This is a genomic window from Flavobacterium sp. KACC 22758 (assembly GCF_028736135.1).
GTDB classification, from domain to species: domain Bacteria; phylum Bacteroidota; class Bacteroidia; order Flavobacteriales; family Flavobacteriaceae; genus Flavobacterium; species Flavobacterium johnsoniae.
Window position 1 is genome coordinate 2,411,253 of the sequence record NZ_CP117878.1, and the last position, 23,689, is coordinate 2,434,941.

The 23,689-nt window shown below is 36.0% G+C and carries 17 protein-coding genes; 14 read left to right on the forward strand and 3 right to left on the reverse strand.

The genetic code is table 11. The annotated features are described in order from the left end of the window. Positions 1–16: 16 nt before the first annotated feature. Positions 17–2,158 carry a catalase gene (locus PQ462_RS10350; protein WP_012025127.1) on the reverse strand — a complete coding sequence of 714 codons (2,142 nt, stop codon included), beginning with the start codon at positions 2,156–2,158 and terminating at the stop codon, positions 17–19. A 305-nt stretch (positions 2,159–2,463) separates the two neighbouring features. On the opposite strand from PQ462_RS10350, the gene PQ462_RS10355 reads away from it, so the two are divergent. The 7 genes from PQ462_RS10355 to PQ462_RS10385 all read left to right on the forward strand — a co-directional run bounded on the left by PQ462_RS10355 (position 2,464) and on the right by PQ462_RS10385 (position 7,737). Next, the gene (locus PQ462_RS10355) at positions 2,464–2,643 is read left to right on the forward strand and encodes a hypothetical protein (protein ID WP_012025126.1); all 180 of its coding nucleotides are present in this window, start codon (positions 2,464–2,466) and stop codon (positions 2,641–2,643) included. Between the two features lie 25 nt (positions 2,644–2,668). Then, the gene (locus PQ462_RS10360) at positions 2,669–3,325 is read left to right on the forward strand and encodes a DUF6766 family protein (protein WP_274253402.1); all 657 of its coding nucleotides are present in this window, start codon (positions 2,669–2,671) and stop codon (positions 3,323–3,325) included. Positions 3,326–3,454: 129 nt separating this feature from the next. Beyond that, positions 3,455–4,282, forward strand: coding sequence for an STAS domain-containing protein (locus PQ462_RS10365; protein ID WP_274253403.1), 828 nt, complete (start codon positions 3,455–3,457; stop codon positions 4,280–4,282). An 18-nt stretch (positions 4,283–4,300) separates the two neighbouring features. Next, positions 4,301–4,699 carry an STAS domain-containing protein gene (locus tag PQ462_RS10370; RefSeq protein ID WP_012025123.1) on the forward strand — a complete coding sequence of 133 codons (399 nt, stop codon included), beginning with the start codon at positions 4,301–4,303 and terminating at the stop codon, positions 4,697–4,699. Then, positions 4,680–5,093 carry an anti-sigma regulatory factor gene (locus PQ462_RS10375; protein WP_012025122.1) on the forward strand — a complete coding sequence of 138 codons (414 nt, stop codon included), beginning with the start codon at positions 4,680–4,682 and terminating at the stop codon, positions 5,091–5,093. Before PQ462_RS10370 ends, PQ462_RS10375 begins: the two co-directional genes overlap by 20 nt. After that, a complete protein-coding gene (locus tag PQ462_RS10380) occupies positions 5,086–6,099 on the forward strand; it encodes a SpoIIE family protein phosphatase (protein ID WP_274253404.1) in 1,014 nt (337 codons plus the stop codon). Before PQ462_RS10375 ends, PQ462_RS10380 begins: the two co-directional genes overlap by 8 nt. 6 nt (positions 6,100–6,105) lie before the next feature. Further along, the gene (locus tag PQ462_RS10385) at positions 6,106–7,737 is read left to right on the forward strand and encodes a sensor histidine kinase (RefSeq protein WP_274253405.1); all 1,632 of its coding nucleotides are present in this window, start codon (positions 6,106–6,108) and stop codon (positions 7,735–7,737) included. Between the two features lie 31 nt (positions 7,738–7,768). Here PQ462_RS10385 and PQ462_RS10390 read toward each other — a convergent pair whose 3' ends face one another. Beyond that, positions 7,769–8,329, reverse strand: coding sequence for a DinB family protein (locus PQ462_RS10390; protein ID WP_274253406.1), 561 nt, complete (start codon positions 8,327–8,329; stop codon positions 7,769–7,771). 55 nt (positions 8,330–8,384) lie between these two features. Continuing rightward, positions 8,385–8,891, reverse strand: coding sequence for a Crp/Fnr family transcriptional regulator (locus PQ462_RS10395; RefSeq protein ID WP_274253407.1), 507 nt, complete (start codon positions 8,889–8,891; stop codon positions 8,385–8,387). 406 nt (positions 8,892–9,297) lie between these two features. On the opposite strand from PQ462_RS10395, the gene PQ462_RS10400 reads away from it, so the two are divergent. The 7 genes from PQ462_RS10400 to PQ462_RS10430 all read left to right on the forward strand — a co-directional run bounded on the left by PQ462_RS10400 (position 9,298) and on the right by PQ462_RS10430 (position 23,689). Further along, positions 9,298–11,016 (forward strand): FAD/NAD(P)-binding protein, encoded by a 1,719-nt coding sequence (locus PQ462_RS10400; RefSeq protein ID WP_274253408.1) that lies wholly within the window; start codon positions 9,298–9,300, stop codon positions 11,014–11,016. Positions 11,017–11,195: 179 nt separating this feature from the next. After that, positions 11,196–11,498, forward strand: coding sequence for a hypothetical protein (locus PQ462_RS10405; protein ID WP_121361354.1), 303 nt, complete (start codon positions 11,196–11,198; stop codon positions 11,496–11,498). 261 nt (positions 11,499–11,759) lie between these two features. Further along, on the forward strand, positions 11,760–13,346 hold the full coding sequence (locus PQ462_RS10410; protein WP_274253409.1) for an arylsulfatase: 1,587 nt from the start codon (positions 11,760–11,762) through the stop codon (positions 13,344–13,346). Between the two features lie 646 nt (positions 13,347–13,992). Continuing rightward, on the forward strand, positions 13,993–16,110 hold the full coding sequence (locus PQ462_RS10415) for an alpha-N-acetylglucosaminidase (RefSeq protein WP_274253410.1): 2,118 nt from the start codon (positions 13,993–13,995) through the stop codon (positions 16,108–16,110). A gap of 291 nt (positions 16,111–16,401) precedes the next feature. After that, entirely contained in the window at positions 16,402–19,413 is a 3,012-nt protein-coding gene (locus PQ462_RS10420; protein ID WP_274253411.1) for a SusC/RagA family TonB-linked outer membrane protein, read from the forward strand. Between the two features lie 19 nt (positions 19,414–19,432). After that, positions 19,433–21,046, forward strand: coding sequence for a RagB/SusD family nutrient uptake outer membrane protein (locus PQ462_RS10425; RefSeq protein ID WP_274253412.1), 1,614 nt, complete (start codon positions 19,433–19,435; stop codon positions 21,044–21,046). A gap of 336 nt (positions 21,047–21,382) precedes the next feature. Further along, complete coding sequence (locus tag PQ462_RS10430) at positions 21,383–23,689, forward strand: GH92 family glycosyl hydrolase (RefSeq protein ID WP_274253413.1); 2,307 nt, start codon at positions 21,383–21,385, stop codon at positions 23,687–23,689.

Sequence of the window (23,689 nt, forward strand, 5' to 3'; positions counted from 1 at the left end):
GTTCTCTTATTTAGTTTTAATTGTATAGATTTGGTTCGCGTTCCCAAAATCTATGTTTTCCCATTGCTTGTATAAAATCTTTTGCAAATTTTTCACTTGCAGCTTCTTTAGTAACAATAAGCCCCTCATCATCATTAGTGATTTTAGATGCGAAATTTGCGGCACTTAATATAGAAACAGCTCTTCCATCGGCTCCAATTACTTTGCAGTGTTTGTAAGCATCACTTAAAAATTCATTTACTTCATCGCTTTCTGCCAAAACAGTCAACCCAACTCCATCTGGTATATAAACAGCATCAAACAATACCGATGATGCGGTAAGAAAACTGAAATCTGCGTGAATTTCCCCATCAGTATCCGAAATTACAGCTCCTAGATGCGGTGCCACAATACAGCCTTTTGCATCTTCCTGAAGCAATGCTTTTTTCATGTTAGATACTGCAGCTTCAGAAACTCCGTCGGCACAAATAATAGCGACTTTTCTTGATGCAATCGTTGGCGAATTAACTGGGTTTTTCAGCATGCTTAATGCATCAGATGATTTTACAGACTGCTCGACTGTGGTTGATTCCTGTTTTCCGTTTTCATTTTCAGGAGATACACCGTGATTCAGCGGTTTTTCTAAAACAGGAGGAACCGTTGCCCCAAGTCCAATGGCTACTTTTTCGGCCAGTTCTTGGTCTACTTGTGATAAAAGTCCAAGCATTCTTATTCTTATGGCTGTGGTTTCGACTTTTCCCAGTTCAAAACGAAGTGCTTTAACAATATGGCTTTTTTCTGCAGGGGTCTGGCTGTTGAAGAATAATTTTGCCTGCCCGAAGTGATCATTAAAACTTTCACTTCTTTCTCTTATTTTATGCGCATCGATGCGTTCATTAAAACTGGCAAATCCTCCTTCTGCAATTTTTGCCTGATACGGACAGCCGCCTCCAAGAGAATTAGGATGATAACTGACACGTCCGGTATTAATTTCCTGACGCATATGTCCGTCACGCTGATTATTATGTACAGGCGCTACGCTGCGGTTAATAGGGATTTCATGAAAATTAGGACTTCCTAATCTTGAAAGCTGTGTATCTGTATACGAAAACAGACGTCCTTGTAATAAAGGATCATTTGTAAAATCGATTCCAGGCACTACATGTCCGGGGTGAAAAGCAATTTGTTCTGTTTCTGCAAAAAAGTTGTCGGGGTTTTTGTTCAAAACCATTCTTCCAATAATAGTTACAGGCACCAGTTCTTCCGGCACCAGTTTAGTAGGATCCAGCAGATCAAATTCATATTTATTTTCATCTTCTGATGGAATGATCTGAACACCTAAGTCCCATTCCGGAAAGTTTCCTGCTTCGATTGCTTCCCAAAGATCCTGTCTGTGAAAGTCGGGATTTTTTCCTGAAATTTTCTGTGCTTCATCCCAGGCCACTGCATGAGTTCCTAATTTAGGTTTCCAGTGAAATTTTACAAACACAGATTCTCCTGCTTCATTGATTAACCTGAAAGTATGCACTCCAAAACCTTCCATCATACGGTAGCTTCTTGGAATAGCACGGTCAGACATCGCCCACATGATCATGTGCATGGATTCTGGCATTAGTGATATAAAATCCCAGAAAGTATCATGTGCAGAAGCGGCCTGCGGGATTTCGTTGTGTGGTTCTGGTTTTACCGCATGAATAAGGTCTGGAAATTTTGATGCATCCTGAATAAAGAATACAGGCACATTATTTCCAACAAGATCATAGATGCCTTCCTGCGTGTAAAATTTAACCGAAAATCCGCGCACATCACGTGCCAGATCTGTAGAACCACGAGATCCTGCAACTGTAGAGAATCTTGTAAAAACGGGAGTTTTAAGACCTTTTTCCTGTAGGAAACCTGCTTTGGTCAGTTCCGGTATTGGATTAGTGACTTCAAAGAAGCCATGTGCACCAGATCCCCTCGCGTGTACGATTCTTTCAGGAATTCTTTCGTGGTCAAAATGTGTGATTTTTTCTCTAAGAATAAAATCTTCCAGTAAGGAAGGACCTCTTTCTCCTGCTTTAAGAGAATTATTGTCGTCGTTAATCTTGACGCCCTGATCGGTGGTCAGAAACTTATTCGTGCCGTCTGATTTGTTGATCAGCAGATCTCGCTGCTTTTCATCCTGAAAATTTTTCATATGAGGTAATGTTATTAGTTAAAAATAGAACCTGAAAAGAAGTATAGAAATGCAGCCTCAATAAACTGTAAATCATTTTTCAGGCAATCAAATTTACCTCTACTATAATTGATTCAGTTATAGAATTACAATCTCATTTTACAGAATTAACGATTTTAAGTTATTGATATACAATTGTTTGTTTTTGTTTTGGAAAGTGTAATAATATAATAAAGCAGTACAATGATATAAAGTATTCCAATAAAGCTTGTATACCTTTAATTTCAAATTGGATATAAATAATACTATTTTTAAAATTAAATACTATGTTTAAAAAAGGCGAGAAAGTGCAGCAGGAATTTGGCGCACAGGTAATGAAAGTTATTGGTTTTGAACCGGACTTGATAGAGAATGTTGTCACAGAATGGGAGGATGAAGAAGGGACAATTGTAAAAGGAAAATTTATGGAATCTCAGTTGCAGCCTGCGGAAGATGAAAATCAGTAGTATGCAATTTTTTACACCTAAAATCATGAAAAAATTTTTACGCAATAATGGGCTTTCAATTTGTTTTTTGTTATTGTTTGCCGGCTCTTTTGCAGGACAGATTTTATTTGGATTTGCAGAACACAATAAAGATCTTTTAGAAGACGGTGCGCCGCAAATTACTCTATTTTCGTATTTCTCTACAGGACATTTTATAGAATCTACATTTGAAAATTGGGAAAGTGAATTTTTGCAGATGGCTTTGTTAGTGGTACTGACCATTTTTTTGCAGCAGAAAGGTTCTTCAGAATCTAAAGATTTAGATAAAGAAGAAGAAGTAGACAGAGAACCATCTGCTAAAAGAAAAAATGTTCCATGGCCAGTTACAAAAGGAGGGTTGATATTAGCTGTGTACAAGCATTCTCTAAGTATTGCTTTGTTTTTATTGTTTTTTATTTCAATGGCCGCACATTTTTACGGCAGTTTAAAAGATGAAAATGAGCAGCTCGCATTAAAAGGTCTGCCTCTTGAAACTGCCTCTGCATATATAAGAGATTCGCGGTTTTGGTTTGAGTCATTCCAGAACTGGCAGAGCGAATTTTTGTCGGTTTTTGCTATAGTCATTTTTTCCATTTATCTGAGACAGATCGGTTCTTCGCAGTCTAAACCTGTAGATGCTCCCCATATGCAGACAGGAGAATAATTTTACAAAAAAAAATCGATTATTGATTAAAGAATAAAGTGACGTTTTTTTACAAGTTTTTTCTGAATTTAAAGAGTTTTACTAATATTAATTTTCTACATTTACATGAATATCCAAATATCACAACAAATGCAGAACAATCTCCTGGCAAGCTTGAAAGAGCACCAAAACAAATTATTGACCACATGGTCTCAGCTTTTACAAGCAAACGGATCTACTGATGGAGCAACAGAAGAAGAAGAATCAAAGGAGTTCGCCGCTCTTTTTCTAGATGCTTTACAGCATTCAAACGGAAATACTGAATCACACGAATTTGAAAAAGTTCATGACTTGTTAATTGGAATTTCAAGTTCCAGAGGCAGACGTGGTTTTTCTCCCCGCGAAAATGCACAATATCTGATTGCTTTTAAAGAAGCAGCTTCTAAAATTCTTTCAGAAACAGCAACTGATTCTACAGAATTATACAACGCTAATTTGCAATTATCTACGCTGCTGGATAACATGACAATCTTAACTTTTGAATCGTATATGAAAGGACGTGAAGATGTCATTTCAAGACAGATTGACGAGATTAGTGAGATTTCGACACCGGTTATCCGTGTTTGGGATGGTGTTGTGGCACTTCCTATTATAGGAACCCTTGACAGTTCCAGAACACAGGTGGTAATGGAAAATCTTTTGCAGCAAATTGTAGATACAGGCAGTTCTATTGCCATACTTGACATTTCAGGTGTGCCGGCGGTAGATTCACTTGTAGCACAGCATCTTATAAAAACGGTGAGTGCAACGAGATTAATGGGAGCAGAGTGCATAATCAGCGGTATTCGCCCTGAAATTGCACAGACTGTTGTGCATTTAGGAATAGATCTTACTGGAATTATTACAAAAGCTTCGCTTGCAAGCGCTCTTCAAACAGCCTTTGAAATGTTACAGCTTACGGTTGTGAAAAGAAAATAACGAATTAAGATTACTGACATGGAAAGAATTCCAATACTCAAGATGGGAGATTTTCTGCTGGTTACCATACAGGTTGATTTGTATGACCAATTGGCTGAAAATCTTGAATCTGATTTAATAAATACTATAAACAAGAACAATTCAAAGGGCGTTTTGATTGATATATCAGCAGTTTCCATTATCGATTCCTTTATGGGAAGGATTTTGGGAAATATCGCCGTTATGTCAAAAATTATGGATGCACAGACAGTAGTGGTGGGCATGCAGCCTGCGGTTGCTATTACACTGGTTGAACTTGGATTATCTTTAAACGGTGTTATTAGTGCTTTAAATGTTGAGAAAGGCATGGATTTGCTTCGCGCGAAAATGTACAATGGCGATAACGAGGAGCAGACGTATGACGACAGCAACGAATAAAGAAGAACTGCTTATTGTAAAAGAGCAGGATGTAGTTCCATTACGCAACCGCGTAAAGGAGTATGGCGTAAAAATTGGAATGAGTATTTTAAATCAAACCAAATTGATTACTGCTACAAGCGAACTTGTCCGTAATCTTCTCAAATATGGAGGAGGAGGAAAGGTGATTATAGAATCTGTAAGCAACGGCCGTGATCTTGGAGTACGCGTAACTTTTATTGATAAAGGACCGGGCATAAAAGATATTTCTCTGGCCATGCAGGATGGCTACAGCACCGGAAAAAGTTTAGGCCTTGGCCTGCCGGGCACAAAAAGGCTGGTGAATGAATTTGATATACAAACAGAATTAGGAAATGGTACAACCGTTACTATAATAAAATGGAAAAATGGATAATACTTTTTCCGTTTACAAAATTGATGATCGGAGCCTTGTCGCGTTCATCAAAAGAGAAATACATAATTTAGCACTTCAGTTAGGATTCAAACCGCACAGAGCTGCTGAAACCGATATTATAATTGCCGAACTTACTTCTAATCTTATTAAATATGCAGGAGGCGGTGACTTGTTGTATCGGTCACATCATAATGGAAGCTGTAATGAGATAGAAATATATTGTCTTGATAAAGGAACTGGTATTGAAAATATTACCAAGATAATGAAGGACGGTTATTCTACCTCGAGCACATTGGGACAGGGAATTGGTGCTATTAAAAGATTAAGCAATGATTTTCAGATTTATTCAATGCGCGGATGGGGAACTGTTCAATATATTAAAATTTGTGATAAAACTGATCTTTGCATTCCAAATTCCAATACAGGGTTGGATATCTCGGCATTAAGCGTAAACTATCCCGGTGAGCGCGTGTGCGGAGATGGATATCATATTAAATATACCAGAAAAGGTTTCCAAATTTTTGTTGGAGACGGATTAGGCCACGGGGCAAATGCTCACGAAGCAGTAGAACAGGCAGTCAGGGCTTTTAAGCTATGCGCTGAAAATGATCCTGTAGCAGTGCTTCGTTATGTTCATGAACATGTTAAAAAAAGCAGGGGACTTGTCGCTACTATTGCAGCTGTTGATTTTGAAGCAGAGACCTGGAATATCTGCGGGATAGGTAATATAAATACACGTATCTACAACGGACTTGATAATAAAACCTATACCCCGTATAATGGTATTATAGGTCACAATATTCCCCGTACGATCAATAGCACAGTTGTTCCTTATCAAAAACATCAGATTATTATCATGCACAGCGATGGGCTTCGAACAAGATGGAATTTAAGCGAACTTAATTCTATAATTAAACAGAGTCCGGCCATTATTGCCTCTGCCTTGTATAAAGACAATGTGAGAGGAACTGATGATGCTACGGTTCTGGTTGGAAAAATTATTTAAGGCTTTATGAAGGAAATTGTAAAAATTAATCTAGACAATGAAATGGACCTCATACTGGCTCATAAACGGTCAATGAAAATTGCTGAAATGTGCGGTATGCCGCTTTCGGCTCAGACCCGTTTTTCTACAGCTGTTTCAGAAGTGGCACGATGCTCCATTGCCAATGGGAAAAATTCTGTGCTGGTTTTGGGAATTAATACCATTAGAGCAAGCCACAAAGAAATAATGGCCGTGCTTACCGATAAAGTCGATCTTAAAAAATGCAATCCTGAAGCCTATAAATATGCTGCCAAAATATCAGGCAATATAGAATATAATTATGCTGACAACAAATCAGTAACAACTTTAAGCCATCAAGTCCCGTCACCCGGGCTTCTTTCAGATGCAAAGATCAATACTCTGGCAGATTATTTCAAATACGAACCGCCAATTTCTGCTTATGATGAAATCAGAAAAAAGAATATTGAGCTTGTAGCACTTTCAGAAAAGCTGGGAGAAAGTGAGAACAGGTATAGAAACTTAGTGGATACAATTCCCGTTTTAATCTGCATCGTCAATGACCGAAACATGGTGCTGCTGGCAAATAATGCATTTGAATTTTATCTAAAAGTTCCTTTACTTTCTTTTGACAAAAAAAGCCTGAGCGCATTTATACATCATGACGATGTACAGCTGATTATTGAAGGATGGAGTAATGCAAAAAAAAACAGAGGAGATTTTTCTGCCGATATTCGTATTAAAAAAGAAGACATTTATATTTGGCATAATATTTCTATTATGCCAAATAAAGCCGAAGATGGTTCTGTAGGCAGCTGGCTTATTTATTTTGTAAATAATAATGCCCAAAAAATGATTGTTGAAGCGCTGAAGGATAATTCAGAGCTTAGAAAAATTCAGCTTGAGCTGGAAAGTGCCAACTCAAAATTACAATTCAAAAACAAGGAACTGGAACAGTTTGCCTTTATAACAAGTCATGATCTTCAGGAGCCGCTGCGAAAAATCATGATTATGATTTCAAGAGCTGCAGAACATTTGACCGAGCAGCAGAAAACGCTTTATTATTTTGATAAAATTACGATGGCAGCCGGCAGATTATCTAATTTGATTTCAGACGTTCTTAATTACTCCCGTGTCAATAATCATGATAAATTTACTGCAGAAGTTGATCTTAATGATATCGTTGCACAGACTTTAGAAGATTTGAGTCTTATTATTGAAGAAAAAAAAGCCGTTGTAAATTTAAGTCCGCTTCCAGCTGTTAATGGAATAGGGAGCCAGCTGCGCCAGCTGTTTTATAATTTAATAAATAATGCATTAAAATTTAATACAGCACACCCGGCAGTAAATATATCGTACCGTCTAATTTCAGCCCAAAGCAACACCTCTTTTGATCCTCAGGCTCCGTCAGGGAATTTTCATGTAATTTCAATTGAAGATAATGGAATTGGAATGGACAGCGAATATTCAGGACGAATTTTTGATATGTTCCAGCGCCTGCACCAAAGGGATCAGTACAGCGGGAATGGTATTGGGCTGGCCTTGTGCAAACGTATTATTGAAAACCATAACGGAACCATTAATTTTACCAGTATACCAGGAAAGGGAACAACTTTTTGGATCTACCTGCCAAAAAATTAAAGCTTGTATTTTATAGTCTTACGCCTGTTTATCAATTTATATAAGAGATTTTAGCCAGCGATTGTATTTTTTCTATCTGCTTTAAATGTCTTATAATATGATTAATGTAAAATTCAAAAGTATCGCCTAGTTTTAGAGTGATTAATCTTGAGATCGATATTTTAATTTTTACTTTGTTTAAACTTACATTTCGCGATTGTTTTAACAAATCAAGCAATTTGAACTGCTGCTTTATAAATTGGTCGACAACCGTTTTGTCAAGTTTTTCGTTTAAAGGATTTTTATCCTTAAAAGTTTTCATTTTGTTTAATTTTTCGTTAGGCAGCATGCTTTTTGCAAAGTAACTCCCTATTAATCCGCTTTTAAATTCAATTTCAGAACTGCTGTCAGCATTTTTGATTTTGTTTTCTATTTCCGGCAGATAAAAATTCCCGTACCTGTTTAAATGTTCCAGGCATTCGAGAATGTTCCAGGAAATTTCATCTTCTTTCCAGGTTAATACATTTAAATCATACCTTTTTAGTTTTTCCGCTTCCTGTATAATCTTTTCTGTCTGCTCTAAAAGAGCCGTAATAAATTTTTCTGACTGCATAAATTTAATTTTTATGTAAAGGTCAAAAAATAGATTTTATAAATCTTGATTGAAATCAAGACTTTTTCAGGCGTGATAAAGTTTCAGGACTCATTCTTAAATAATTTGCAATGTGCCTGTTTGGAATTTCCTGAAAAAGCTGCGGACTTCGTTTTAAGACTCTTTCATATCTTTCTTTCGGCGAATTTTTCAGAAGGTCAATTTCGCGTTCCAGCTGTTGGACTCCAAGATTTTCCAAAATTTCAATCCATAAAATCTGGTTGTTTTTCAAGGCTAAAAATTCATTAATCTGTTTTTTGGTTATCACTTTTAAAACTGTTTTTTTTATGGCTTGAATGCACAAATTAGAAGGTTGTTCCGTTAGAAAAGAATCAAGTGCTACGATTAAGTTTCCTGTATATCCAAATCTAATGTTTTGTTCATCGCTGCCATCCAAAACAAAAATTCTCATGCTGCCGCTTTCTATATAGTATAAATTGCTATCTATACTGCCATTTACTTTTAGGAATTCATTTCTATTAATGGTTACCTCTTTGTCTGAAAGCGCTATGATTTCTTTCATTTTGTCTTGTTTGTGGGTTAGGGATCAACTCTGATGACAAAAATCTATAATTAGATTTATATCACATCATAAATTTAGTTTTCTTTCAAACGGAATTTACTGAATTTCAAAATTAATAGTTGCTGATAGTATTAGAAAAAATCCGTAAGGCATAAATAATTCAAACTTAAAATAAATGATATCATGTAATTTATAGATAAGATTCTGTAAGAGGCAGATCTTTATTTGATTTAAATTTATGTCTGGAATGCAAAAATGTGAAAGTATAGGATAAAAAGCTGAATACTGCATTTCATCTTCAGGTTATCAGGTGTCAAACACATCATAAAAAATAGAAATACTGCTGTTAGATATCAGTGGTTTTTACTTGAAGATAATAATCCGAACCTTATAAAATGTAAATTCAATGACCGCCAACAATAAAAAACGTATTGCAATTATAGGAGGAGGTCCAAGCGGACTTTTTGTATATAAAAGATTGGTTGAATCTGGAAAGAATAATTTTGAAGTAGAGATCTTTGAACGTAAAGCACAGCTTGGTTCAGGAATGCCATACAGCAGTGAAGGTGCAAACAATGAACATATTACCAATGTTTCCGGTAATGAGGTTCCGGATATTGTAATTCCAATGTCTGAATGGGTTCACATTGCGCCTCCGGAACTTCTTGAAAGATTTAAAATTAATCCGCATAAATTTAACGATTACAAAGTATTTCCCCGATTGTTTTTTGGGGAATATCTTGCTGCACAATTTGAAATGCTGATCGAGGCGGGATCTAAAGCCGGAATCAGTTCAGAAATACATTTTCAAAGTGTAGTAACTGATATTAAGTATGATACAAAAAGCAGTACAGTAGAGATTCAAACCGAAGCAGGGCAGACAAAAGTATTTGATTCAGCTGTTATATGCACTGGACATAACTGGCCGAGAACTCATGAAGGAAAAATTCCGGGTTATTACGATGCTCCTTATCCTCCGCAAAAACTAGTGCAGAAGTTTAATCATACTGTTGCAGTTAAAGGCTCTTCTTTGACAGCGATAGATGCAGTGAGGACTATTGCAAGAAACAATGGTTCATTTGAATCAGACAAAGACGGGAACTTACTTTTTACTTTATTCCCTGAAAGCAGCGAATTTAAAATTATGATGCACTCGAAAAACGGTATGCTTCCTGCTGTACGATTCCATCTGGAAGATTCGCGGCTTTTCAATGATTCTTTATTAACCAGTGATGAAATAGAAGATCATAGAAAAAATAATAATGGTTTTTTGTCGCTGGATTTTGTATTTGAAAAGAATTTTAAAGAGATATTCCGTGACAGGGATTATGATTTTTATGAACGCATCAAAGATTTATCAATTGAAGATTTTGTTGAAGAAATGATGAAACTCCGCGAGCGTTTGGATCCCTTCCTGCTTTTAAGGGCTGAATATGCCGAGGCAGAAAAATCAATTAAGAGACAGGAATCGATTTATTGGAAAGAGATGCTTGGTGTGCTTAGTTTTGCCATGAACCATCCTGCAAAATATCTTTCAGCAGAAGACATGCAGCGGCTGCAGAAAGTCCTCATGCCGCTTATTTCAATTGTAATTGCCTTTATTCCGCAGAAATCCTGTGAAGAACTTCTCGCTCTTCATCATGCAGGTGTGCTTGATCTAATTTCTGTAGGCTCTGACAGTACAATAGAACCCCAGCTTAACGGCGGAATAGTATATCACTTCAGTGATGATGATCAGAAAAAACATTCAGTTTATTATAAAACATTTATTGACTGTGTAGGCCAGCCTCACCTTGAATACAATAATTTTCCTTTTAAATCACTGTTGTCACAGAAAGCCGTAAGTCCTGCACGTTTAAAATTTAAATCGAACCAAGCCGGTCATGCTGCCTTTATACTCAATGAGAATTTAGTAGAAAAAGATGAGGCTGGTGACTATTTTATGAATGTTTCAGGCATAGCCATAAATGACAATTTTCAAGTTATTGATCAGTACGGAGCCTATAATAAAAACCTGTACATTATGGCGGTGCCGTACATAGGCGGACTTAATCCTGATTATTCTGGCTTAGATTTTTGTGAAGCAGCTTCAATGCAGATTATTCAGAATTTCTTGCAGGATTAATTAATTTCTAGTCTTTTCTTGACTTAAAAATCAATACTGTAACTGATTTGCTGTAATCAAACAATTAGGCATGGAAAACATAAAATCAAAGAAATCACACTAAGGAACTTTTAATAAATTAATGTCTTAATTAGTAGAACACTGTTCAGACGGACATCATAACTATAATACGAAAAATCATGTACAAACACACTATTATATTCAAAACAGGGCAGTTGCTGCTTCCTGAAAAAACTGATCTCCATTTTGTCACAGATTTGCTGCACGTTGGACAGCTTGAACTTGATTATATAGGGAGCACCGCAGCCGTAAACAATAAAAATGCTGAAGAAGCCACGCTGCTGGTATTCCATTTTAATACAGATCAACAGCTGGATTACAGCATGCAGGAATCAGAAATTAACCATCTGCTGTCAGAGCTGCTTAAAAATGGGAATCCTAAAATCAGCACAAGCGGCAATGACATAAAGGTTGATCTTTAATATGGTATTAAAGAATAACTGATTAAAAACAGTAAACGCAGGAACTTTAAGAGATTATTAAAAAAAGAATAAAACTCGGGAGGCTTGCATGGACTGAAGAAGGAAAATTTTTTTTATTACCAAAAACACGTTGCAGATTATAATCTGCAACGTGTTTTTGCATAAATAACAATTAAGAAGGTAAAAATAGGAATAAATTTACAAGTGTTTAGTTTCTGAATTGGAGTACCAAATTAAATTAAAATCTTAAAAATTTTTCCAATGAGTGTATCAAAAGAAATCAAAAGAAATTCTGTCTTATTACTTTTATTTATACTAGTAATTTTTACAAACACTGCAGCGCAGGGCAATAAATCAAAACCCAACATCTTAGTCATTTTTGGAGATGATATAGGACAAACAAATATCAGTGCTTACTCCTTTGGGTTACTTGGTTATACAACACCAAATATTGACAGATTAGGCACAGAAGGTATGAAATTTATAGATTATTATTCTGAGAACAGCTGTACGGCTGGCAGGGCATCTTTTATAACAGGACAGAGCGCTAAGCGAACAGGACTGTCAAAAGTTGGTATCCCAGGTGCTCCAGTTGGATTACAGGAACGTGATATTACAATAGCACAGGCTCTTAAACCCTTAGGCTATGCAACTGGGCAGTTTGGTAAAAACCATCTTGGCGATCGTGATGAATTTCTTCCAACCAATCATGGGTTTGATGAATTTTTTGGAAATCTTTATCACTTAAATGCGGAAGAGGAACCAGAAAGACCCTATTGGCCGAAAGATGATCCTGCTTTTCTTAAATCTTATGCTCCTCGCGGTGTTCTTCATACGTATGCAGGAGGGAAAATTGAAGATACAGGTCCTTTGACTACAAAAAGAATGGAAACTATCGATGATGAAACTACTGCAGCTTGTATTGATTTTATAAAAAAACAGGCTCAGGGGAATAAACCATTTTTTACCTGGATGAATTTTACAAGAATGCATCTTTTTACTCATATTCGTGAATCAATGAAAGGGCAGAGCGGAATGAAAGGAAATGATTATGCTGATGGTATGATCGAAATGGATATGAATGTTGGAAAGATACTTCAAGCATTAGATGATTTAAAAATTGCAGAAAATACGATCGTTATTTTTACTACAGATAATGGCCCTAACCAGTTTTCATGGCCAGACGCTGCTACAACACCTTTTAGAAGTGAAAAAGACTCTAATTGGGAAGGAGCATTTCGTTCTCCCGCTTTTATTCGCTGGCCGGGTAATATCAAGGCAGGAAGCACTTCTACTGAAATAATTGCGGCGCTTGACTGGTTTCCTACACTCTTAGCTGCAGCTGGAGATACCAATATTAAAGAACGTCTGTTAAAAGGAACGTCTGTTAACGGCAAAAATTTTAAAGTACATTTGGATGGTTATAATCAATTGGATTATCTGACTGGAAAACAGCCAAAGGGAAATAGGATGGAATTTGCTTATTTTAATGATGATGCCGAATTAGTAGCATACAGATACGGAGACTGGAAAGGCGTTTTCAGGGAACAAAAAGCTCCGGGAGGATTCAAAGTATGGTATGAGCCATTCACTGACTTAAGAATTCCTAAACTGTTTAATCTAAGAATGGATCCCTATGAAAGAGCAGATATCGTTTCTGATCAGTATGATGATTTTAGAACTAAGAATGCATATTTAATGGGAGAAGTAACATTTCAGGCGGCGGCATTTTTAGAAACTTTTGTTGAATATCCGCCTAGCCAGCTTCCTGCGAGTTTCTCACTTGATCAGGTTGAAAATGCCGTAAATAAAAAGATAGAAGAAGGCATGAGAAAAAATAAAAAATAGATTACTGAAAAAATCCAAACAATACAGACTCCAGAAATAATTTAATTTTTGGAGTTTTTTTTATGTATAAATGTTTCTTTAACATCTGTTTTTTTGTTTTAAAGATTTAGTAAATATCTTTCCAATTTCAATTTTTGCAGTATCTCAAATTGCAAACGAATTAATTTCATCCTCTTCATTTTTAATTCATGTCTCAATAATTTTATTGTGACCAGTCAACTGTTGTTTTTCCTGAGCATTTACAGTAAAAATAGAGTAAAGAAATACCTGCTGAAAGGAGAAATAAAGATTTCATATAGTTTAGAACAAAAAAAGTGATTTCTCCCTAAAAGGTTCCATTGCATTTTTGCTTTGTATTATAAAAAGAAACTGTATAAAATGTCTATGCTTTTGATTGATAAATCCATCTTATAGAATCACATTATATATACATTTATTTTTCAGTTCAAATCCTATTATTCCATACTGAATTTTATTGAACAAGATTATTAATTATTGGTAATAGATTTTTGTTTTTATTGGGAGATTACCTGTTTAATCTCCCTTTGTTTTATGGTAAGATGATTTGAGATAATAATGATATCCAATTTATATGAAAAGAGAGAATTTTAAAATTAAAAAGAGCAATTGCTTAAAATTGCCCTTAATGTTTTTTTTGCTGTTATTTTTTTATGGCAGTAAAGGGTACTCCCAGAATAATGAAAAAACAAAAAGTGCTGCAGCAGTTATAGAAAGACTTGTCGGCCGTCGTGTCAATGAATTTGAACTGCATATTGTTGAAAACAACAATGAAAACAAAGATTGGTTTGAAATTGAAACTACAAACAATCTTGTAAAAATTAAAGCTTCAAATAACACCACAATCTGCTATGCCGCATACAACTTTCTGCGAGATATTGGAGCTGTTTTAGTGAGCTGGGAAGGAAACAGAATCAATCTTCCAAAGTCATGGCCTAAATATTCCAAAAAAGGAGACACTCCGTTTCCGTATAGGGAATATCTAAACGCCTGTACTTTTGGATATACCACGCCTTGGTGGGATTGGAAACGCTGGGAGCAGGAAATTGATTGGATGGCACTGCACGGAATTAATCTCCCAACCGCAATGGAAGGGCAGGAAGCAGTATGGCAGGAATTATGGAAAGAATACGGATTAACCAGCACGCAGTTAGAAAGTCATTTTGCAGGACCTGCATTTTTGCCATGGCAGCGCATGGGAAATATAAACAGTCTCGAAGGACCATTGCCGCAAGAATGGTTCAGTAAAAAAGAAGAACTGCAAAAAAAGATATTAGAAAGAATGCGCGCTTTAGATATGCATCCTGTTGTGCCGGCTTTTAGCGGTTATGTTCCAAAGGCTTTCGCCGAAAAACATCCCGAAGCCAAAATAACCGAACTCAATTCTTGGTCTGGCGGTGGTTTTGAAAGTACTTTTCTGCTCGATTCAAAAGATCCTTTGTTTAAAAAAATTGGAAAACGTTTTATAGAAATCTATATCAAAATGTACGGAAAGTCTAATTTTTATTTAGCCGATTCTTTTAATGAAATTGAACCGCCGGTTTCTGAACATAATAAATATGAAGAACTTGCCAATTACGGGAGTGCCATTTATGAAACTATTGAAGAAGCCGCTCCGGGAGCTGTTTGGGTAATGCAGGGATGGCTTTTTGGGGATAACAAAAATTTCTGGACAAAAGAAGCTACAAGCGCCTTTCTAAGCAAAGTACCCAATGACCGATTAATGGTTCAGGATTATGCCAATGATAGATATAAAGTATGGGAAAATCAGGAAGCATTTTACGGCAAACAATGGACTTACGGATATGTACATAATTATGGAGGATCAAATCCGGTATATGGAGATTTAAATTTCTACAAAAATGAATTAGTAAGTCTGCTCAAAAATCCGCATAGGGGAAATGTGGTTGGCTACGGCGCGATGCCCGAAGGATTAAACAACAATTCTATTGTTTATGAATTTATTTATGATCTTCCGTGGAGTAAGGGAGAGCAGTCTGTTAAAGACTGGCTTACAAATTATTTAAACGCAAGGTACGAACAAAAGACATCTGATTCTGTTTTTAAGGCTTGGGAATTATTATTAGAATCGGTTTACAGTACCAAATACTGGGAAACCAGATGGTGGAATGACAGGGCTGGAGCTTATTTACTGTTTAAAAGACCAACGGCGACAATTACAGAATTTAAAGGAAATCCCGGGGACAAGAAAAAACTAAAACAAGCTTTGGACATTTTAAAAGTGGAAGCTAAAAAATACGATAAAAAGAACTTTATACAATATGATTTAATCGATGCATCAAGACATTATTATTCACTTTCTATAGATGAAGACTTAGTTGAATGTGTAAAAGCCTATCAGCAAAAAGACATTACAAAAGGCGATCAGTTATTTAAAATTATAGAAAAGCAAGTTTTAGAAATAGATAAATCAATGTCTGGACAACCGCTAAACAGCTTGAATTATTGGGTTAAGTCGGCATCAGAATATGGAAGCACACCTGAAGTTTCTAAATTATACGTAAAAAATGCTAAAACATTAATTACACTTTGGGGCGGAGAAGGTCATTTGAATGATTATGCATCACGATCATGGCAGGGAATGTACAAAGGCTTTTACTGGCCAAGATGGAAAATGTTTTTGACAGCTTTAAAAAAGACTGCAGTCAATAATACACCATTTGATGAAACAAAAGAAAGAGAAGAAATTAAAAATTGGGAAATAAAATGGACAAAAAACAATTAAATGAAATCTCTCAATTGTAAATAATACGTAAATAAGCAGAAATAACAATCAACTGAAAACTAGAATGAAACAACAACAAACCATAATCTTAAAATATATGAAATGAAATTTTACGAAATCGATTAATTAGTAAGTTTTTAATTATAGAAATTTATAAAAATAACTTAGCGAACCCTTATTATCATTGACTTTATTGAAATTATCCATGTTTATGAATAACTTGTCCATTTGTTAACATTTCTTTACCATTAATTTCGTCAATACTATTTAACCAATTAACCAAACATTAAAATGGAAAAACTTAAACTTTTATTATTAGCCTTATTCTTTGGCTTCTCCATTAATACCTGGGCACAAAAAACAGATGTGACTGGTGTAGTTTTAGATGACAAAGGAATTCCACTTCCAGCCGCTAACGTACTAGAAAAAGGTACGAGTAATACTGTAACGACAGATTTTGATGGGAAATTTAAAATTTCGGTTTCAAACAAAAATGCAACTCTGGTATTTTCTTTTATAGGATTTGAAGATCAGCCAGTAAAATTAGACGGAGCAAAAACAAATCTTTCCATAAAGTTACAATCAGGAACTACTAACTTAGAGCAAGTTGTAGTAGTAGGTTATGGTAAAGGTTCTCGTAAAAACTTAACTACAGCTGTAACTTCTATAAAAGCAGATGAATTAAACCGAGGTGCTATCAGCGATGTTGGACAGCTTTTACAAGGTAAAGTTTCTGGTTTAAATATTTCGTCCAGCGGCGACCCTACAAAAACGGCTTCGGTAGTTTTACGTGGTGCATCTACATTAAATAGTTCGCAAGGTCCTTTTTATGTAATCGATGGAGTTCCTGGAGTAGATATTTCAATTATTTCTCCAGATGACATTGCTACGATCGATGTTTTAAAAGATGCCGCTGCAACAGCTATTTATGGTAACCGTGCTGCAAATGGCGTAATCATGGTAACTACAAAAAGAGGAAGTAAAGACAGAACACAGATTGCTTATAATGGATATTATGGTTTTGAAGAAGTTTCGAACGAACTGAATATGATGAATGCAGATCAGCTTAGAGCTTTTACGACTAAAAACAATCTGAACTTTACGCCGGAAAATGATAAAGGAGCTAATACAGACTGGCAGAAAGAAATTTTAAGATCAAGACGTGCCGTATCCAGCAGTCATAATATTTCGATGAGCGGCGGCGGCGAGCACGGAAATTATACGGCAAGTATTACTTCGATCCAAAAAGAAGGAGTATTGTTAAAAAGTGATTTCTCTCGTGTTATTGCCCGTTTATCTGTAGATCAATATGCTTTTGATGATAAACTTAAAATAGGTCTTAATGTTACCAACTCAACAAGTAATTATACCAATGTTCCACAACGTAATACAGTACTTTTACAAGCGGTAAGCCACCTTCCGGTTTCACCGGTAAGAAATCCTGACGGAAGTTTTTTCGAAAACTTTGTAAGCACAGGATATTTTAACCCAGTTGCTTTAATCGAGCATGGAACAGACGAAACAAAAACAAATAATCTTGTTGGAAACATTACTGCAGAATTAAAACTTCCTTGGGGTTTTACGTATAACTTAAATGTGGCACACCAAAGATTATCTACATCTCATGGAGAGTTTTATGACAGTTATTATTCAAGATACAATAGTGCGAATTTTTACAACAACCCAGATCCGCCTCAAACAAAAACATTAATTAATTTTGGTGTAAATGGTTCTGCACTAAGAAATTCGTATGATAATACAAACAACATTGTTGAGAGTTTCTTAAACTGGGATAAAACTTTAGGCGGCCATAAAATAAAAGCTGTTTTAGGATATTCATGGCAGGAAAACACTTATGGTGACGGATTCCAGGCAACTGCAACTAATTTTCCTGTAGATAATGTTGGATACAATAATCTTGCTTTGAGCAACTATACTTCTGTAAACGGATATGTTGTAAATTTTGGAGACAGTAAAGCGTATCAAAAAACACGTTTAATTGGAGAATTCGTTCGTTTAAACTATGGTTACAAAGACAAATACCTTTTACAGGGAACATTGAGAAGAGACGGAGGTTCTATGTTTGGAGCTAACAACCGCTGGGGATTTTTCCCTTCTGTGGGTGGAGCCTGGAGAGTTGACAAAGAAAACTTCATGAAAAATCAAAACTTCTTTACTGACTTAAAATTCAGAGGAAGTTATGGTGTAACAGGAAACTCATCAGGATTTAATGCTTATACAGCACAGTTTATCTCAGGAAGTGTTGGAACTTTTTATTACAACGGACAGCAAATTGGAGCTTACGGGCCAAATCAGGCAGCAAATCCAGATTTGAAATGGGAAAAAACAGCAACAGCAAATATTGGGGTTGACTTCTCTATCTTAAAAGGAAAAATTACAGGTTCTGTTGATGTTTACGACAAGAAAACAACTGATATGATTTTTAACTATGCTGTAAATCCAGTGCTTGTGCCAGTAGGAACAATTGTAGCAAACGGAGGAACAATGTCTAATAAAGGTATTGAGGTTAGTTTAGGAGCAACACCTGTAAAAACGGCAAATTTCAGCTGGTCTACCAATTTGAATCTGGCAAGCAACAAAAACAGAATCGTGAAATTGACAAATCCGTTATTTATTGGTGGAGATTCTATCAGAAGAGTACAGCCTGACGGAGGCGGACAAACAGGAAGTACTTTACAGATTTTTAAAGAAGGAAAACCTCTTGGACAGTTCTTTACCCTTAAATATGCAGGAAAAGATGCAAACGGTGTTTCACAGTACTACGATAAAAATGGAAATTTAACAACAACACCATTAAACGGAGTAGATTATCATTATGTGGGAGATGCACAGCCAAAACTATTATTAGGATGGGGAAATACGTTTACTTACAAAAAGTTTGATTTAAGTGTGTTCTTTAGAGGAGTATTCGGAAACAAAATTTTCAATGCAACACGTGCCGATTTATTTAGGCCAAGTACCGCAATGACCACAAATATTTTGGTTGATGCTCAGGACGAATCGCCAAATGATTTGAACTCTTATAAATACTCGTCAAGATTTATTGAAGACGGAAGTTATTTAAGATTAGACAACATGACTTTAGGGTACAATTTTGGTAAAGTCGGGAAATTTATACAAAGCGTTCGTGTTTACGAAACGATAAATAACCTTTTTGTAATTACCAAATATTCAGGAATTGATCCGGAAGTTGAACAAGGAGGAACCGCTCCGGGTGTAGATTCGAACAACTTTTATCCTAAAACCAGAACTTTTATGTTTGGTTTAAACGTAATTTTCTAAAAAGTAAACTGAAATTATCATGAAAAATATATTAAAATATCTTGGACTCCCAGTACTTGCAGCTGGTTTGTTATGGTCGTGCGAAGATCTTGATGTGCCTATTACAACGCAGTTAACACCAGAAGTTTTTCCTCAAAATTCAACACAATATATTCAGACAACCGGGCCGGTTTATGCTGCGTTTAGAGGTGAGTTTTCATTTGCCTGGTGGTGGTCGCAGTCGCTGTCTACAGACGAAGCAATACTTCCGGCAAGAGGTGGAAACTGGTTTGATAACCGAAATTATATTGCGATGCATTTTCACGATTGGAATGCAGATAACGGAATCGTTGGCAGTCTTTGGGACTGGACTTCAAAAGTTATTGGATTAAGCAATCAATCCATTTCAATTTTGAACCAGTCAATGCCGGAAGGATCAGATAAAGCAACTCTAATTTCTGAATTAAAAACCATGCGTGCCATTTCGTATTTTATGATGATGGACAGCTATGGAGATGTACCGTTAGACACTGTTTACGGAGATTTTACAGCTCATGCTAAAACACCTAGAAAAGAGGTTTTTAATTTTATTGAAAAAGAATTAAAGAAAGCAATTCCAAATTTGAACGCCGCATCTGGAGTTACAACTTACGGAAGACCAAATAAACAAACTGCCAATGCAATGCTTGCAAAATTATATTTGAATGCATCAGTGTATACAGGAACAGAACGTAACAACGATTGTATTGCAGCTTGTGACCAGGTAATTAATTCAGGATTATATTCAATTGAGCCAAGAGCGACTTACCTTCAGATGTTTTACCCTAACAACGGACCACAGATGAAAGAGTTCATTTTTGCGATTCCTTACGATCCTGCAGCCGTTACAGTAGGTTTCAACGGACAGATGTATCATGCACGTTATGATGTGCCACGTTCTGAAAGAGCAAAATTTGGTCTGCCTTTTACGCCTAGTGCACCTAGAAGTACCCTGCCAGAATTTTATGCTTATTTTAATGATGCGAATGACATTCGTAATAAACAATGGCTGACAGGTTTACAATACATGAATGATGGTGTAACACCTGTAATGGTTACAACAACTAAAAAAGGATACGATCAGTTTTACACGGGATCAGACGGAAGCGCAGCTTATACCTATCAGGTTAATTTGACGCCAAATATTATACCGCGCCAGAGTGCTACGCTGTTTGATTTAGGAAATGACGAAATTGCCTGGAATATGGGATATAGAAATATAAAATTCTATCCGGACAATACATCAACAAGCCGTAATCAAAATAATGATGTACCGTTTTTACGTTATTCAGATATACTTTTAATGAAAGCAGAAGCCATCTTACGCGGCGGAGCAGTAACACTGGGTCAAAGTTCAGATGCGCTGGTAAATATGGTTCGTTCTAACAGAACTACATCTGCAGCGTTGAGCGGTGTAACTTTAGAACAGCTTTATCAGGAAAGAAGCCGAGAATTTGCTCAGGAAGCTTGGCATAGAAATGATATGATCCGTTTTGGAAAATATGAAGGAGCATGGGGATACAAAACAAATACAGATGTTTACCGTCGTGTTTTCCCAATCCCAACAAATGCAATGGTTTTAAATCCGGCTCTAACTCAGAACGACGGATATTAAGATAACAATTTAGTTTAGTACGCGCCTTGTCAGCATTTTAATTTTAAAAGGAGAGGAGAGCAAAACTCTTCTCCTTTTTTACTAAGGTAAACTGATTTCGTAGTTGCTCATGAAAATCAGTTCAGTTTTTGTTTGTTTGAATGAACACAAAGCTTAGTTGAATGTCGTTTCGGAAAAATCATTGAAAGATTAAGCTTTGTAACATTCTTTAAGGTACTGTTTTGAGAATTTATTGTAATTCTCACAGGAAATCCTTTGCCTTAGATTTTCGATTCAAAAAAAATCAAAACAAACAATCCTGCTCAAAATCACTATTGCCCCATCAATACAAGAATAATGGAATTAAAAAAAATCTATACAATAGGACATATTGCAATAAGTCTAACACTTATTTTTTTAGTGTCATGCAGCGCCCAGAAAAAACTTTCTCTGCAAAAGAAACAAATTTCAGATATGGTTTATCCGCTGCTGGACACCGAAAATTCAAGATGGTTTTACTTTTCATCAGCAAGCCGTCCTTTTGGTATGGTAAATTTAAATCCCGATACAGAAATTAAAGGAGATTGGGGAGGCGGTTATAAATATACGACAGATACAGTTAAAGGTTTCAGCCACGTACACGAATGGCAGATGTCGGGTGTATCCGTAATGCCTGTAACCATTTCACAGGAAAATAAAAAAACTGTTTTCAAAGATTTTTACTCCAAATTCAGTCATGATACAGAAATCATAACACCAGGATATCATTCATTAAAACTCGATCGATATCAAATAACAGCAGAATTAACCAGCACACCAAGAGTTGGTTTTCATAAATATAGATTTCCCGAAAAAGCACAAAAAGCAGTTCTTTTTAATTTGAACACAATTTTGGGACCCTGCGAAAACACAAATGGCAAATTAGAAAAAAACAATGATTTTGAATTTTCAGGATCTTTAGTTTTAAGTACTAATTTCAGACGCCCAAAACCATTGACCGTATTTTTTAAAGTTAAAACAAGTGAGCCAATTTCTTCTGTCGAAAAAGACGATGTTACAGGAAATTATTTGATTCATTTTGATAAAACAAAAGAACAACTCTTAATGAAAGTCGGCATTTCTTATACCTCAATTGAGAATGCCAATAACAATATTGAAACAGAATTACCGCATTGGGACTTCAATAAAACAACTGCCGATTCTCGAAAAGAATGGAGCAACTTGTTAGGAAGAATAAAAATAGAAGGCGGAACAGAAACTGATCAAAGAAGATTTTACACTGATTTATGGCATGCTCTGCAGGGAAGAAAAATGATTAGTGATGCAAATGGAGCCTATCCTGATAATACAGGAGACATATTCAGGGTAGGACATTTGCCTTTAAAAGCAGACGGAAAACCAAAATTCAACCACTATAATTCAGATGCTTTTTGGGGAGCACAATGGACCATCAATAATCTTTGGGGATTGGTATATCCCGAAATTATGGAAGAATTTGTGTATTCGCTGATGCAGTATTACAAAGATGGAGGAATAATCCCGCGCGGGCCTTCTGGAGGAAATGATACGTATGTAATGACAGGAGCTTCGACAACACCCTTTATTGTCAGTGCAATTCAAAAAGGAATTGTAAAAGAAAATCTGGAAGAAATTTACATCGCACTCAAAAAAAATCATATCGCCGGCGGTATTATGGAAAAAGCCGGATATGAACACAATACTAATATTGGCGGAGGCTTAAAATATTATTTAGAAAAAGGATATGTGCCGTATCCGCTTCCAGACGGCAATTTCGGAAGCCACGAAGATGGTGCAAGCCAGACTCTGGAATATGCATATCAGGATTGGACTTTGGCACAGTTGGCTAAAAAACTCAATCATGAAAAAGATTATCAATATTTCATGAAAAGAGCCGAAAACTATAAAAATGTTTTTGATGCTCAAATAGGCTGGATGCGTCCGAAAAATGCAGACGGGAAATGGCGGGAAAATTACGATCCGTATCAATACGAAAACGGATTTATAGAATCAAACGGCGCGCAGTCAACGTGGTTTGTACCGCATGATATTTTAGGTCTGGCTGATTTAATGGGAGGAAAAGAAAAAGCAGCGGCAAAATTAAATGCGCAATTTGAAACCGCTAAAAAACAAAATTATACTTCTGGCACATCACACGATGGAGAATTACACCCGGAATTTAGCAGAATTCCTGTAAATTTCGGAAATCAGCCGTCTATGCAGACTTCTAATATCTTCACCATTTTAGGAAGACCAGATTTAACACAATATTGGACAAGAAACGTTGTAAAAGAAACCTTCAGCGGTTTATCGCCAGCAACAGGTTACAACGGAGATGAAGATCAGGGATTAATGGGAAGTCTGAATGTTTTGTTGAAATTAGGTTTGTTTCAAATGAACGGAGGAACAGACCAAGATGCTGTTTATCAAATAGGAAGTCCGATATTTAATAAAATTACAATAACATTAAATCCAAAATATTATTCAGGAAAAACATTTGTTATTAATGCTAAGAAAAATAGTCCTGAAAATGTGTATATCAAAGACCTAAAATACAACAATAAACACGTAAAAGACTTTACACTAACCCATAAAGAGATTACAAACGGCGGTGAACTGATCCTGCAGATGTCAGCAAGAAAGTAA

What these genes read in the sequence shown, in the direction of transcription:
- PQ462_RS10350 (WP_012025127.1), bottom strand. Translation starts at nt 2,158, where the DNA reads ATGAAAAATTTTCAGGATGAAAAGCAGCGAGATCTGCTGATCAACAAA.
- PQ462_RS10355 (WP_012025126.1), top strand. Translation starts at nt 2,464, where the DNA reads ATGTTTAAAAAAGGCGAGAAAGTGCAGCAGGAATTTGGCGCACAGGTA.
- PQ462_RS10360 (WP_274253402.1), top strand. Translation starts at nt 2,669, where the DNA reads ATGAAAAAATTTTTACGCAATAATGGGCTTTCAATTTGTTTTTTGTTA.
- PQ462_RS10365 (WP_274253403.1), top strand. Translation starts at nt 3,455, where the DNA reads ATGCAGAACAATCTCCTGGCAAGCTTGAAAGAGCACCAAAACAAATTA.
- PQ462_RS10370 (WP_012025123.1), top strand. Translation starts at nt 4,301, where the DNA reads ATGGAAAGAATTCCAATACTCAAGATGGGAGATTTTCTGCTGGTTACC.
- PQ462_RS10375 (WP_012025122.1), top strand. Translation starts at nt 4,680, where the DNA reads ATGACGACAGCAACGAATAAAGAAGAACTGCTTATTGTAAAAGAGCAG.
- PQ462_RS10380 (WP_274253404.1), top strand. Translation starts at nt 5,086, where the DNA reads ATGGATAATACTTTTTCCGTTTACAAAATTGATGATCGGAGCCTTGTC.
- PQ462_RS10385 (WP_274253405.1), top strand. Translation starts at nt 6,106, where the DNA reads ATGAAGGAAATTGTAAAAATTAATCTAGACAATGAAATGGACCTCATA.
- PQ462_RS10390 (WP_274253406.1), bottom strand. Translation starts at nt 8,329, where the DNA reads ATGCAGTCAGAAAAATTTATTACGGCTCTTTTAGAGCAGACAGAAAAG.
- PQ462_RS10395 (WP_274253407.1), bottom strand. Translation starts at nt 8,891, where the DNA reads ATGAAAGAAATCATAGCGCTTTCAGACAAAGAGGTAACCATTAATAGA.
- PQ462_RS10400 (WP_274253408.1), top strand. Translation starts at nt 9,298, where the DNA reads ATGACCGCCAACAATAAAAAACGTATTGCAATTATAGGAGGAGGTCCA.
- PQ462_RS10405 (WP_121361354.1), top strand. Translation starts at nt 11,196, where the DNA reads ATGTACAAACACACTATTATATTCAAAACAGGGCAGTTGCTGCTTCCT.
- PQ462_RS10410 (WP_274253409.1), top strand. Translation starts at nt 11,760, where the DNA reads ATGAGTGTATCAAAAGAAATCAAAAGAAATTCTGTCTTATTACTTTTA.
- PQ462_RS10415 (WP_274253410.1), top strand. Translation starts at nt 13,993, where the DNA reads ATGTTTTTTTTGCTGTTATTTTTTTATGGCAGTAAAGGGTACTCCCAG.
- PQ462_RS10420 (WP_274253411.1), top strand. Translation starts at nt 16,402, where the DNA reads ATGGAAAAACTTAAACTTTTATTATTAGCCTTATTCTTTGGCTTCTCC.
- PQ462_RS10425 (WP_274253412.1), top strand. Translation starts at nt 19,433, where the DNA reads ATGAAAAATATATTAAAATATCTTGGACTCCCAGTACTTGCAGCTGGT.
- PQ462_RS10430 (WP_274253413.1), top strand. Translation starts at nt 21,383, where the DNA reads ATGGAATTAAAAAAAATCTATACAATAGGACATATTGCAATAAGTCTA.